Origin of the sequence: Paenibacillus taichungensis, assembly GCF_003287275.1 — a bacterium.
Taxonomy (GTDB): Bacteria; Bacillota; Bacilli; order Paenibacillales; family Paenibacillaceae; genus Paenibacillus; species Paenibacillus taichungensis_A.
This window is the reverse complement of record NZ_QEVW01000012.1, coordinates 314,512-327,590: the sequence shown is the minus strand read 5'-3', so window position 1 is coordinate 327,590 and position 13,079 is coordinate 314,512. Positions and strand designations below refer to the sequence as shown.

Annotated in this window: 9 protein-coding genes; 7 read left to right on the top strand and 2 right to left on the bottom strand. The window is 44.2% G+C overall.

Annotated elements, in window-relative coordinates:
• Nucleotides 1-16: 16 nt before the first annotated feature.
• From DC345_RS19625 to DC345_RS19610, 4 genes are read left to right on the top strand one after another with little or no spacing between them, the layout of a single operon-like run.
• The gene (locus DC345_RS19625; RefSeq protein WP_113054498.1) at nucleotides 17-742 is read left to right on the top strand and encodes a phosphonate ABC transporter ATP-binding protein; all 726 of its coding nucleotides are present in this window, start codon (nucleotides 17-19) and stop codon (nucleotides 740-742) included.
• Between the two features lie 16 nt (nucleotides 743-758).
• A complete protein-coding gene (locus tag DC345_RS19620) occupies nucleotides 759-2,087 on the top strand; it encodes a hypothetical protein (protein WP_181586654.1) in 1,329 nt (442 codons plus the stop codon).
• The gene (locus DC345_RS19615; protein ID WP_063562821.1) at nucleotides 2,080-2,778 is read left to right on the top strand and encodes a response regulator transcription factor; all 699 of its coding nucleotides are present in this window, start codon (nucleotides 2,080-2,082) and stop codon (nucleotides 2,776-2,778) included. The genes DC345_RS19620 and DC345_RS19615 overlap by 8 nt, the downstream gene beginning before the upstream one ends.
• Nucleotides 2,775-4,268, top strand: coding sequence for a sensor histidine kinase (locus tag DC345_RS19610; protein ID WP_113054496.1), 1,494 nt, complete (start codon nucleotides 2,775-2,777; stop codon nucleotides 4,266-4,268). Before DC345_RS19615 ends, DC345_RS19610 begins: the two co-directional genes overlap by 4 nt.
• Nucleotides 4,269-4,367: 99 nt before the next feature.
• Here DC345_RS19610 and DC345_RS19605 read toward each other — a convergent pair whose 3' ends face one another.
• Entirely contained in the window at nucleotides 4,368-5,594 is a 1,227-nt protein-coding gene (locus DC345_RS19605) for a glucose-1-phosphate adenylyltransferase (protein WP_113054495.1), read from the bottom strand.
• Nucleotides 5,595-5,753: 159 nt separating this feature from the next.
• Here DC345_RS19605 and glgB point away from each other — a divergent pair, with 159 nt between their 5' ends.
• From glgB to DC345_RS19590, 3 genes are all read left to right on the top strand, one after another.
• Nucleotides 5,754-7,811 (top strand): 1,4-alpha-glucan branching protein GlgB, encoded by a 2,058-nt coding sequence (gene glgB, locus DC345_RS19600; RefSeq protein WP_258530720.1) that lies wholly within the window; start codon nucleotides 5,754-5,756, stop codon nucleotides 7,809-7,811.
• Complete coding sequence (glgA, locus tag DC345_RS19595; RefSeq protein WP_113054494.1) at nucleotides 7,808-9,247, top strand: glycogen synthase GlgA; 1,440 nt, start codon at nucleotides 7,808-7,810, stop codon at nucleotides 9,245-9,247. Before glgB ends, glgA begins: the two co-directional genes overlap by 4 nt.
• Nucleotides 9,248-9,324: 77 nt before the next feature.
• The gene (locus DC345_RS19590; protein ID WP_113054493.1) at nucleotides 9,325-11,031 is read left to right on the top strand and encodes a right-handed parallel beta-helix repeat-containing protein; all 1,707 of its coding nucleotides are present in this window, start codon (nucleotides 9,325-9,327) and stop codon (nucleotides 11,029-11,031) included.
• A 95-nt stretch (nucleotides 11,032-11,126) separates the two neighbouring features.
• Here DC345_RS19590 and DC345_RS19585 read toward each other — a convergent pair whose 3' ends face one another.
• Nucleotides 11,127-12,878 (bottom strand): alpha-glycosidase, encoded by a 1,752-nt coding sequence (locus DC345_RS19585; protein WP_113054492.1) that lies wholly within the window; start codon nucleotides 12,876-12,878, stop codon nucleotides 11,127-11,129.
• Nucleotides 12,879-13,079 lie beyond the last annotated feature (201 nt).

The following is a 13,079-nucleotide window of genomic DNA, read 5'->3' as shown; positions in this document are numbered from 1 at the left end:
AAGAGGAGACATCGCGATGATCAGAGTTGAGGGTTTAAGCAAATCCGTTGGAGCGGACCGGGTTCCGGTTCTGCGGGATATACGATTCGATATGCAACAGGGAGAAATGATCGGTGTAGTGGGTTCGAGTGGCAGCGGGAAAAGCATGCTTCTTAAATGCCTTGCTATGATGGAGAAATGGGATAGTGGTCAATTTACGGTGGACGGCGCCGAGATTATAAAAGAAGGTTGGTCCGGAAAACGGAAAATTAAACGGGAATGGGCATACTTGGAACAGAATCCGCAATTGTATCCGAGACGTACAGCTTTGAAAAATGTATTGATCGGTCGGTCCGGTCAAACTCCTTTGTGGAGAATGGTAACAGGTATGGTTCGTTCGGATGATTATATGGGTGCGATGGATTATCTGGAAGGGCTAGGTTTGCTGGATAAAGCTCACCAGACGGCAGAGAAGCTCAGTGGTGGCGAGAAGCAGCGTGTTGCGATTGCCAGAGCGCTTGCACATGGCGCCAAAGTTGTTTTGGCGGATGAGCCTGTCATTGGCCTTGATCCTCATACAGCAGATACGGTGCTGGAGACACTGCGTAAATTATGCGAAGAGGAACGGGCTACCGTGATTGCAGTATTGCCGATTGAAATGGCAGAGAAACATGTGACCCGCATCTGGGGTCTTGCGGAAGGCAAGATTGCTTTTGATATACGTGGACGTCGCTTGACACAACAAGAAAAAAATATGATTTAAACTACTGAAAAGAGTGATGAATTTGCTTAATTCACGGTGGGGACGCCTGTTAGCGGGGGGAGCAGTGAGTATCTTGCTCGGTTCAGTCCTTAGCGGATGTACTGTCCTGAGTGATCCCAAGCTTTTAATGAAACAACCCATGATGTCGATGGACAAGGAGAGACTTCTTACAATTGTTCAGAAAGAACAACCTCCTGAAAGCCAATTAATTCGTCCCAAAGATTTGAACAATACAAGCATGATACGGGTGGCAGATTTGGATGGGGATGGAACCCGAGAAGCCATTGTTTTCTACGAAACTCCGAGCGAAAATGTACGGATTCATGGCATGCTTCTCGAAGAGCAGGGTGATACCTGGGTGAAAAAACTGACTTTTGATGTTCCGGGAAATACCTTGCAATCGTTTAAACTTCTGGACATCACGAACGATGGCAATCCTGATATTGTTCTTGGAGTGAGTCTTGAAGCACAGAAAGCCTTAATGGCCTATTCCTATAAGGGAGGGGCCCTTGAACAAGTGATGGGCGGAGTACCGTATAATGAGTTAATCATTGATGATTTGCAAGGGAACCCTTTGGATCTGAACGGGGACAAAAAAAATGATTTTGCAATCGTTTCGCTCAATACCAGCGGATTTGCCTCCATTGCCCTATATCAATATGATGATGGCAGCTTCAAAGAAGTGGACCGTATACAGACGGACTACACAGTAAAAGAATTCTATAATGCACTTGGTGGTCAAATTGCCAAAGATAAAGTGGGCTTCGTATTGGATGCCGAATTGGACGACCGAAGTACCTTTACACAAATTGTTTATGTAAAGGACAACAAATTAGTATATGCATTCAATTCCCCTGATCAAACATACAGAGATGACAAAATTTTAAGCGGTGATTTTAATAATGATGGTATTATTGAATTTGGATTAAAGGAAACGCCCAGAGGCTGGGAACATTACGTATTTGATGCTCGGATGTGGTTCTATACTTTCTATCAATGGAATGGTAAGGATGGGAAAGATTTTGTATCCTTCCAGTATCGTGATGAAGCGAATGCATTCCATCTTAACCTGAAAACGGATTGGTATGGAAAAGTTACAATAGATACCAAATCGGAAAAGGGCAAATATATTCGTTTCAAAATGATTGATACGGATGAAACGGTTGGTGAAATTAAATATTTCACACTTACGCAGTGGGAACAAGACAAAGGTAAAGGGTGGAAAGAAATTACCAAATCAAATGATCGAGTGATTGCTTATCGTAGCGCACAATCTGCGAATAACGATGGTGGATTACTGGACAATATGTCGCACCTGAACAGAAAGGAAGAACTAAATGAGTAAAGTACTTATTCTTGAGGATGAAGAATCCATCCGCAGTTTTATTGTTATCAATTTGAAGAGAAACGGGTTCGAAGTGCTTGAAGCGGGGGACGGACATGAAGCGCTTCGCATTCTGCAATCCGTACCAGATATTGACTTGGCTTTGCTGGATGTTATGGTTCCTGGAATTGACGGTTTTGAAGTGTGTCGACGGATCCGTGAAACGAATGAACGTCTAGGTATTATTTTTCTGACAGCCAAAGTTCAGGAGCAGGACAAAGTATATGCGCTATCTGTTGGAGCAGACGATCACGTAAGTAAGCCGTTCAGTCCAACCGAGCTGATTGCACGTATTCAATCTTTGCTTCGCCGGGTCAATGTTCACCGGGAGACGGCTGCAAAGGTAACATTCCAGTCAGGACCATTCTCGCTGGATCTGATCTCCAAGCAATTCAAGAAACAAAATGAATTAATTGAGTTAACACCAACTGAATTTTCCTTGATTCAATTTTTCCTGGAAAAAGAAAACACGCCGCTTAGTCGAGATGTGCTGCTGGATCACGTGTGGGGCAAAGAGTATATGGGTGATCCCAAAATCGTGGACGTAAACATTCGCCGCCTGCGCCAGAAAATTGAGAACAATCCTTCCGAGCCTGAATACCTGCAGACTGTATGGGGTCACGGTTACAAATGGAAGGGCCGGGATCAATGATCAAAAAAGGCATTACACGGCAGATCGTACTACATTACTTCATTGTAGTTTTTCTGGCTCTGCTGTTGGTGGAATTCGTATTTTTGATTGCAGTGCAAAGGTATTATTACGAGAGTATTTATAATACGATTAATCAGCAGATCACATCGACGAACGATTTTAAAGAAACATTATCTCGTACGGATGAAGCTAATAATTTATCGTATTTGCTCGCTAATTTACAATTGGGTAGTACTGAGCTGCAAATCCTTGATATGGATGGCCGAGTCCTGGCTAGTTCAACTGCTTTTGAGTCGGAGCATGCCGTTCTTCAAACAAGCGATATATCACAGGCCATGAACGGAAGCATTGGTCGTTGGGTGGGAAGACAACCCCTTACGGGTGAGCAAGTCATGGCTGTATCCCACAAGCTAGATTTGGGTGGCGAAAATACTTATATTGTGAGGTATCTAACCTCGCTGGATATGGTTAACTCCAAGCTTCTGGTTATGGGCCTGCTTGCCGTTGCTGTAGGTGTGGCTGTACTAGTCATTGTTTTAATTATCAGTATTGGAATGGCGAATTCAATTGTGCGACCCCTCAATAACATTACAGCGGTGTCGGCTCAAATGGCAAGAGGACGTCTGGATGTCAGAGTTAAGGGGAATTACAAACACGAGCTTGGTGAACTGGCATCTACTTTGAACTTCATGGCTCATGAGATTGTACGCAGTAACCAGATAAAAGACGATTTTATTTCATCTATTTCGCATGAATTGCGGACACCTCTGACCAGTATCAAAGGCTGGAGCGAAACACTGGATTCAGGCGGGTACGATCCCGATGAGACGAGAATTGGAATGAGCATTATCTCCAAAGAAACCGAGCGATTAATTGGTCTTGTTGAAGAAATGCTTGATTTCTCCAAATTGCAGCAAAATCAGATGAAGCTTGTAAAAGGCTCGGTCAGCATTCGAGAAATTGTTCAGGAAACGATGTTGAACGTCTGGGCCAAAGCAGAGCAAAAGCAAGTACATCTCAAGCTGGACACGGATGAGACACGTGCGTTTAACGTATTTGGAGACGGTAACAGACTGAAACAAGTCTTCCTGAACATTGTGGACAATGCGATTAAATTTTCTCATGAAAATTCGTGGATTTTCCTTTCTGTTAAAGAAGAGAAGGGCCAGATCATAGCTGCTGTTCAGGATACAGGTATCGGTATCAGTGAAGAACATCTCATCAAAGTACGTGATCGTTTCTTCCAGGTCAATCACCAAAACGGGGGAACAGGGCTGGGTCTTGCGATTACGCAGGAACTTGTGGAACTGCATGAAGGTACGATCACAATTCAGAGTGAGCTGGGTTCGGGAACCACGGTGACCGTTTCTTTGCCAGCACTGCCTGAGGAAGAGACTGTGGCAGGTGAAGCTCCTGAGCATATCAGCAACGCTGAAGAGGTGCAGGAGACACAGGCCCAGAAGACACAGTCTGATAAGGGAAGAACTTAAGCCTGTTGGAAACGTTAAGTCTACGTATATTGTTTGAAATAATGTCTGAATTTAACGCATCAAAAAGGCGAGCCATATAGGCTCGCCTTTTCTTTAAGCTTATGAAGAAAGTTCACCAGCGCGCAGACGCCCGCTTTTTTCATAAACATCTTTCAGCATACGTACAGGTTGTGTGCGCACAGCCGGTTTGGCGGAGACAATCTCATTTGGTCCGACAACCACGATTTCATCCGCCGTGCCTTTAACAATGGCACCGTCTTTGATAATGGCACCTTCACCAATGATGGCACGTTCGATGTGAACACCGCGACCAACCCGTGCATTCGGCATGATCACACTGTCTTTAACCTCAGAACCTTTACCGACCTCGGCTCCGCAGAAAATAACAGAGCGTTCAGCACGGCCATCCATATTGCAGGATTCATGGATCATGGAGTGCAGGAGTTCAGCACGCGTCTGACGTGCTTTGTATGCACTTGGCTTAGTTCTCCAGTCACGAGTAAACATCGGCCAGTCTTCTTTTTGCAGGCTCCAGTCTTCATCATTATGAAGCAGATCCATGTGCGCATCCCATAAACTCTTCACGGTACCCACGTCTTTCCAATAACCATTGAAGTTATATACGAAGAGAGGGGTATTCTCATTTAACATTTGAGGAATCACATCTTTACCGAAGTCATGGCTGGATTCCGGATTAGCGGCATCTTCGAGCAAGTGGCGCTTCAGGTATTCCCATTTGAACATGTAAATGCCCATGGAAGCCAGATTACTTTTCGGTTCGGCCGGTTTCTCGGCAAACTCTGTAACTCTCAGATGCTCATCCGCTGCCATAATGCCGAAGCGATGCGCTTCCTCCCATGGAACCTCCATAACGGAAATCGTCGCTACCGCTTCATTAGCGGTATGAGCTTCCAGCATTTCACGATAATTCATATGATAGATATGGTCACCCGACAAAATTAGAACATTTTCGGGGTTTTGTTGGTCAATATAGTCAATATTTTTATAAATAGCATCCGCGGTTCCCAAGTATTCGTCATTTCCTGTATGATAAGATGGAAGTAAGGAAATTCCTGCCTCACTTGAAGTACCATGTCCCCAAGGTTCTCCTCCACCAATGTGATCATGTAATGAATCAGCTTGATACTGCGTCAGAACACCTACGGTGTCGATGCCTGAGTTTACGCAGTTGCTGAGAGGAAAATCGATAATCCGGTAGTGCCCGCCAAACGGTACAGCGGGTTTTGCGATACTTGAGGTTAAAGGGGCTAATCGCTTCCCTTCTCCTCCCGCCAACAGCATAGCGATGCAATCTTTATTAAACATAATCGTTTCCCTCCCAAAATATTTGTCCAGTGTAGTACATACATAAACGTAATGCGGAGCTATTGAAACGATGTATACTGTAAAAATTCTGAAAAATTACAACATTTTTTTACACACCGCATTTTTCTTTTCAACTTGGCTAGAATGGGGTAATGGTTAATGTTATATCTATTTTCTGGAGAAGAAGGTGATCTCTTGGCCATTCAACCGTTAACAAACCCGGAAATTTCGCCGGAGCACATTTATTTGTTTCATGAAGGAAACCTTCATCACAGTTATCGAATAATGGGCGCACAGCCTGCGATCGAGGATCATCGTCAGGGGTATCGTTTTACCGTGTGGGCTCCGAATGCCACAGAAGTCGGACTGGCTTTAGACCGTAATGGTTGGAAAGGTGAACAGGAACCTTTATATAAGATACCCGATTCTGGATTTTGGAGTCGTTTTATTCCGGAAATCAGTGAAGGAACTTTATACAAATTCCGTATATTAACGGAAGATGGTACTGAATTGCTCAAAGCGGACCCTTATGCTTTTCAGGCCGAAGTTCGTCCGCGTACGGCCTCTGTCACCAGCTCCATTGAAGGTTACCAATGGAATGATGGCGCATGGAGACGCAAACAACGAGGTGTGTATAACAAACCTTTACATATTTATGAAATGCACGCTGGAACCTGGAAACGGAAAGAAGACGGAACTCTCTACAGTTATCGTGAACTTGCGGACTTGCTTGTTCCTTATTTATTGGAGATGAAATATACCCATGTTGAGATGATGCCCCTGAGTGAGCATCCTTACGACCTTTCGTGGGGCTATCAGAATACAGGATTTTTTGCGCCAACTAGCCGTTATGGGCAACCTAAAGATCTGATGTATCTGGTTGATACGCTACATCAGGCAGGCATAGGTGTGTTGCTCGATTGGGTCCCCGCACATTTTGCCAAGGATGCTCATGGCTTGCGTTTGTTTGATGGAACGCCTTTGTATGAATATGCAGATCCATTGTTAGCAGAGAGACCAGGTTGGGGCACACTTAGCTTTGACTACTCTAAACCTGAAATTCGTTCGTTTTTGATCTCTAATGCGTTGTACTGGATGGAGATGTACCATTTCGACGGACTTCGAGTCGATGCCGTAACCAGTATGCTTAAGTTGGATTTTGAAAAGCAGCCAGGACAATACCGAACGAATAACGAAGGTGGCCTGGAAAACAAGGAAGCTGTTGCTTTTTTGCAGCAGTTGAATGAAGCAGTCTTCAAGTACTTTCCCTATGCGTTGATGATGGCAGAAGAATCCAGTGCATGGCCAATGGTTACTTCACCAGTAGATCAGGGTGGGTTAGGTTTCAACTACAAATGGAACATGGGTTGGATGAACGATACACTTGATTACATGGAATCGGATTTTCACGAACGTCCTTCCAAACATCATTTGCTGACATTCCCGGTCGTATACTCCTTTGCTGAAAATTACGTGCTTCCTCTGTCTCATGACGAGGTCGTTCATGGCAAAAAGTCGCTCCTAGACAAGATGCCAGGAACATACGAGCAGAAGTTTGCCGGCATGCGTGCCTTCATGGGGTACTTTATGACATTCCCAGGCAAAAAACTGCTGTTTATGGGTGGAGAATTTGGCCAGTTTATCGAATGGAAAGATGAAGATCAACTGGACTGGTTTTTGCTGAACTACGACAGTCACCGTAAACTCCACAAGTTTGAACGGGAACTGTCCGAGTTATACTTTGGCGAAAAAGCTTTGTGGGAGCTTGATCATTCCTTTGACGGTTATGAATGGATCACTCCGGATGATCATGACCAAAGTGTCATTTCATATGTGCGCAAAGGAAAAAAACCTACGGATACACTCCTTGTGCTCATTAACTTTCAGCCGGTCAAGCGGGAGCGTTACCGGATTGGTGTCATGCGTCCCGGTATGTATACCGAAGTTCTGAACAGTGATCATTCCGATTACGGCGGATCAGGCATTATCAATGATATGCAGCTTACTACTGAAAAGATTCCTTTTCATGGGCAACCACATAGTTTGGAAGTTGTTCTGCCACCGCTAAGCGTAGTTATTCTAAAAAAGAACACACGTCGGAAAACGGATGCATTGCCCCTTGAAGTTCAATCCGTCAGAGCAAAAGCCAGTACCACGAAAACCAGTAAAACAACAAACGGCACTACAGTTAAACCCAAAAGGAGGACGAAGGCATGAATATTCTATTTGCTGCTGCTGAAGTACATCCATTTATCAAAACAGGAGGCCTTGCTGACGTCATCGGCGCATTACCACAGGCATTAAAGAAGAGTGGGGCAGATGTTCGTGTCATTTTACCCAAATATAAGGGCATTCCGGATGAGTATAAAGAGGCAATGGAGCCTGTCATCACGACAGATGTTCCTCTTGGTTGGCGCAGACCGTATTGTGGAGTAGAGATGCTGGTCCATGACGGGATTCCTGTCTACTTTGTGGACAATGAATACTATTTTGGACGGGATGGCGTGTATGGTTATATGGATGACGGAGAGCGTTTTGCCTTCTTCAACCGTGCTGTTCTCGAGGTGTTGCCGCAACTTGAATTCAAGCCGGATGTGCTGCACAGTCACGATTGGCACGCGGGTATGATTCCTTTACTACTGGAAGCTCACTATGCTCATGATCCTTTTTACAGTGAAATGAGAACGGTTTTTACGATACATAACCTGTTATATCAAGGTGTGTTTCCACATGATTTATTCAGTGATCTGCTTGAGCTGGATGATCGGTATTTCACGGTGGATGGGGCAGAATATTATGGCAATGTCAATTTCCTGAAAGCAGGAGTCGTTTTTGCGGATCATGTAACAACCGTCAGCCCTACCTACGCCAAGGAAGTACAAACCTCCTACTATGGCTATGGTCTGGATGGATTGCTCAGTTCATTGGGGGATCGTTTCAGTGGGATTGTTAACGGTATTGATACCAAGAGTTACAACCCCGCAGCGGACAATAAAATTGCGGTTAAATACAGAACCAGCCTGTCCAAGAAAATCGAGAACAAGATCGAGCTGCAAAAGGAATTAGGATTGCCAGTACGTCCGGATGCTCCACTTATGGTGATGGTTACAAGGCTAGTGGATTCCAAAGGTTTGGATTTGGTATGTCGTGTATTGGATGAATTATTGTACTATGACGATATTCAATTCGCTGTATTGGGTACCGGGGATCCGGCTTATGAGCACTGGTTCCGCGAGGCAGCTAATCGTTATCCGCTGAAAATGTCTGCTCAGATTACCTTCAATGATGGGTTATCCCGCCGTTTCTATGCCGGCAGTGATCTATTCTTGATGCCATCGAGGTTCGAGCCATGTGGCATTAGCCAATTGCTTGCACTCCGTTATGGCAGTGTGCCACTTGTCCGGGAAACAGGGGGTCTGAACGATACGGTGCAGGCATACAATGAATTCAGCGGTGAGGGGAATGGATTCTCTTTTACCAGCTTTAACGCCCATGATATGATGAACACCATTCGTCGTGCAGAAGAATTTTACCGTCAGCCAGATCACTGGAAAAAGATTGTAAAAAATGCAATGAGCGGAGACTACAGCTGGAACGTCTCAGCTGAAGAGTATATGGATATTTATCGCCGCATAACACTTGAATCTGTATAATAGATTTGCACTAATGAGCCGCAGTATATTCGTACTGTGGCTTTTTTTGTACGATCATAAGAGGAGGCGAATTTAAAATGAACAACTACATTAATTTTACCTCTACTTACAATCCGAATTTACAAGCTCTAAGCAGTGCCGACGGATATAATGCCGTCAAAATGAATGAAATATTTGGACAGATCATGGGAAATATTACTGCCGTGCAATCCACGCTAACAGGCAGCTTTATTAATGTGAGGAGTTTTGCGCCCGGAGATGGAAGCGATCAGACAGCCCAGATCAAAGCTTTTTTTGACTCAGCACAGGAAGGTGATGTTTTATTATTTACGCCAGGGCACTATAAAGTTGTTAAGACGGGCTGGTTCTATACGTTTAGTGGCAGATCTGTCATCATCAAGGCATTACCAGGTGCAATATTGGAGGTCTCGGATCAGGGAATCCGAATTGAAGGAAGCAATCATGTCGAGATTAGTGGCTTAACTTTGGTTCGTACCACTCAAGCAGCTTGGAGTAAAAACAAGACAGGGCTTAGCATCGGGAATTCGAGCAATGTACTATTGCAGCATAACGATATTAGTAAATTTACCGATGGGATCGGAGTGAATGGTTCCAGCAGTCAAGACAATCCCGCCCGAAATGTTGTGATAAGAAACAATAAGCTTCATCACTTGGGAGAAGAACCGATTGCAGTTCGGAGTCATTTGGTTTTTGTAGTGATTCGCGAGAATGACTGTTACCGGTATCTTGGGGATGGCATTCTGGTCAAGGGCACATGGCATGTTTCGATCACCGATAACTTTCTTCATACTCCTGTATTATCCAGTGATTCAGATTATGTTGTTTTTTCAGGCGGACAACAAGTGAATAATATGCCTGCGGTCGGCGGCGGGATTACCTGTAACAATGAGGGAGGCGAGACTGGAGCCAAAAATCTGCATATACATGGCAATAGCCTGATTGGAACAGCTTTTGGTGTGGGGCTTATCGGTTTTGAAGGAGCCTTTGTAACCTCCAATGTCTTTAAGGATATTAAAATCACTTCAGTCATTTCAGTTTCTTTCTCTCCCTCCCGATACAATCCCAACGGACTGAGCAATCATCTGTTTGTTATCCAGGGCAACCTGATCGACACCATTTCAAGACCAAGCGCTACTGCTGCCATTGAAGCGAAAACCAGTACAGGTGCAGAAGATATGGACATTGGAATTATTTCAGACAACATCATTATTCCAAGAGGAAAACACTGGGGAATTGTCGCGGATGGTCATATAATCGTGAAAGGCAATTACATTGCTCAAGCAGGCATAGCCATGGATCTTGCCAATGGAGTGATTGCATCAAGCAACATCATTGAGCCCGGCTTTGAGACGACCAATCCTGACCGGATGGTCAGTTTGCATAATGATTGTACCTTTTCTCATAATTCAGTTGCAGGAAAAGGGACATGTATTCAATTGCGTGGCTCGAACAATATCGTAACTGGAAATCGCTTAAAATATGAGGGAACATGGTGGGCTGTGCATCTGGATATTGTTAATAATACGGTGGAGGGCAACATCATAAGAGATAACATGCTGATGGTTGCGGCAAGTGCGACGGGACGTTATCTCTTTGGCGCAAGTCCTTTTACGAATGGGAAAAACGTAGTCGTTGATCTGGTTAAAGATAATAATGGAACGTTATTTCAATTAGTAAATGAAATTGTCATGCTTGGTCCAAATTCTACGCGGTGGAAAATAACCATAGATGCAAAAGGAGATTTGAAAACGACGAAATTATAGCCTTAAACTCTGCTCTTTGTCAGAAACTCCTGAAGCATCCGATGATAAAAAAGGTCGTTCAATATTTCAGGAGTTTCTGGCAGGTATTAGCTCGGTTAGCTCGGTTCCAATTGTCTATACAAAATACGGTATCCGTAAGGATCAAGTTTAATATTCATCATTCCATTGGTGGGAACAACAGCATCTTCGGTTAGAGCATCCTTCCAGTCCTTGGTTTCCATCGGATGTGACAGGGTACGTTCTTGCGGAGTATTGTTCATCCACACCGTAAAATGAAGGCTGTCATCCATACGTTCATAAATGATGCATGGATCGTTGTGATCGGCCTTCAAAAAACGGAAGCGGCCTTTGCGCAGAGCTTCATTACTTTTCCGCAAATCAATCATCAGACGGTAGAAGTCATAAAGCTCCTTATCTTGCTTGGCAGGATCCCATTGCATGCATTTACGGCAATCCGGATCACCTTCTCCGCGTAAACCAACCTCATCTCCATAAAATATACAGGGTGTACCGATATAAGTGAAAAGAAACACAACCGACAGTTTTAATCTGCGTTTATCTTCTCCAGCCCGGGTAAGCAGACGAGGTGTGTCATGACTGCACAGCATGTTGAAAATGACTTCATTCGTCTGCTGCGGGTAGCGCATAATCAGAGATCCCATCTCGTTAGCGAAGTTATAACCATCCATTGAACCACAGAAGAACTCAAGCACCTTGTCAGCAAAAGGGTAGTTCATCACGGAATCAAATTGATCTCCCATGAGCCAGGTCAGAGAATCACTCCAAACTTCGCCTACAATATAGGCTTCCGGATTAGCGGTTTTGACTACTTTGCGGAAATCGCGCCAGAAATGGTTATCCACTTCATTCGCAACATCGAGCCGCCAACCGTCGAGTTTAATCTCTTTGATCCAGTATTCAGCCACATCAAGCAAATAGTCTTTTACTTCGGGATTGGCCGTGTTGAACTTGGGCATATTGCCATAAAACCCAAATGTATCGTAGGTTGGAATACCATCCTTGATCTGCACCGGATATTCATTGATATGAAACCAATCTGCATATTTGGAGTTTTTGCCATTCTTCAGGACATCCTGAAAAGGAGGGAAGTCTTCGCTGCAATGGTTAAAAACTGCGTCTAGCATGACACGGATTCCGCGGCGATGACATTGTTCTGCTACTTTTTTGAGCATTTCATTGTTCCCGAATTGAGGGTCTACTTTTTTATAATCAACGGTATCGTATTTATGGTAGGAGTTTGCTTGGAACAGCGGGGTAAAATAAATGGCATTAACACCGAGTTTAGTCAGATCATCCAGGTGATTGAGAACACCTTGCAGGTCTCCGCCAAAGTAGTTATCCAGTTCAGGTCGGCCGCCCCATTCCTGAGTTCCTTCGGGGTTAAGATCGGGATTTCCATTAGCAAACCTTTCCGTCATGATTTGGTAGAACACGGCTTCTTTGGCCCATTCGGGAACCTTGAATACATCGATTTCATGAATGTAGGAAAATTCATAATATCCTCCTGTAGGGTACGGGTGAGCATAATGAATTCCGTTATCAGCCAGATAAATATTTTCGGTGCCGGCGGTAATACGGAAGATGTAAGTCAGACGTTTGAATTTGGGCTTAACTGCAGTTTCCCAGTAGTCAAACATACTGTCAGAAGCGGCTTTTTCTAATTGAATTTCCTTATATGTTCCATTCCAATCGTATTTATCACCAGTCAGTGCAGTCACATATTGTACATCGTCTCTCTTCGTTCGTACACGCAGATGAATCGTCGAGGGATTATAAGCGTAAGCCCATTTATCGCGGGGAACGTGATACATCGCTTCGAGCAGCATGACAACACCTCCTGAACTCAAGATAAAGTTATAGCTATAAATAACCAAGTTAGAGAGCAGATGAACCATAAGTATGGTTGCTAAATGTAAGGGTTTCAACATTTTTCAACGTTTTCTTTTCACAGCATCTCCAGCTTGTGTCCGTATATACGTATTTATGATAAAACTAAAAGGGTGCTCCTTAAGACCCCAAATTCAGGT

Bases quoted from the DNA above. Each gene is read 5' to 3' on its own strand.
- DC345_RS19625 (WP_113054498.1), top strand. From the start codon at position 17: ATGATCAGAGTTGAGGGTTTAAGCAAATCCGTTGGAGCGGACCGGGTT.
- DC345_RS19620 (WP_181586654.1), top strand. From the start codon at position 759: ATGAATTTGCTTAATTCACGGTGGGGACGCCTGTTAGCGGGGGGAGCA.
- DC345_RS19615 (WP_063562821.1), top strand. From the start codon at position 2,080: ATGAGTAAAGTACTTATTCTTGAGGATGAAGAATCCATCCGCAGTTTT.
- DC345_RS19610 (WP_113054496.1), top strand. From the start codon at position 2,775: ATGATCAAAAAAGGCATTACACGGCAGATCGTACTACATTACTTCATT.
- DC345_RS19605 (WP_113054495.1), bottom strand. From the start codon at position 5,594: ATGTTTAATAAAGATTGCATCGCTATGCTGTTGGCGGGAGGAGAAGGG.
- glgB (WP_258530720.1), top strand. From the start codon at position 5,754: ATGTTATATCTATTTTCTGGAGAAGAAGGTGATCTCTTGGCCATTCAA.
- glgA (WP_113054494.1), top strand. From the start codon at position 7,808: ATGAATATTCTATTTGCTGCTGCTGAAGTACATCCATTTATCAAAACA.
- DC345_RS19590 (WP_113054493.1), top strand. From the start codon at position 9,325: ATGAACAACTACATTAATTTTACCTCTACTTACAATCCGAATTTACAA.
- DC345_RS19585 (WP_113054492.1), bottom strand. From the start codon at position 12,878: ATGCTGCTCGAAGCGATGTATCACGTTCCCCGCGATAAATGGGCTTAC.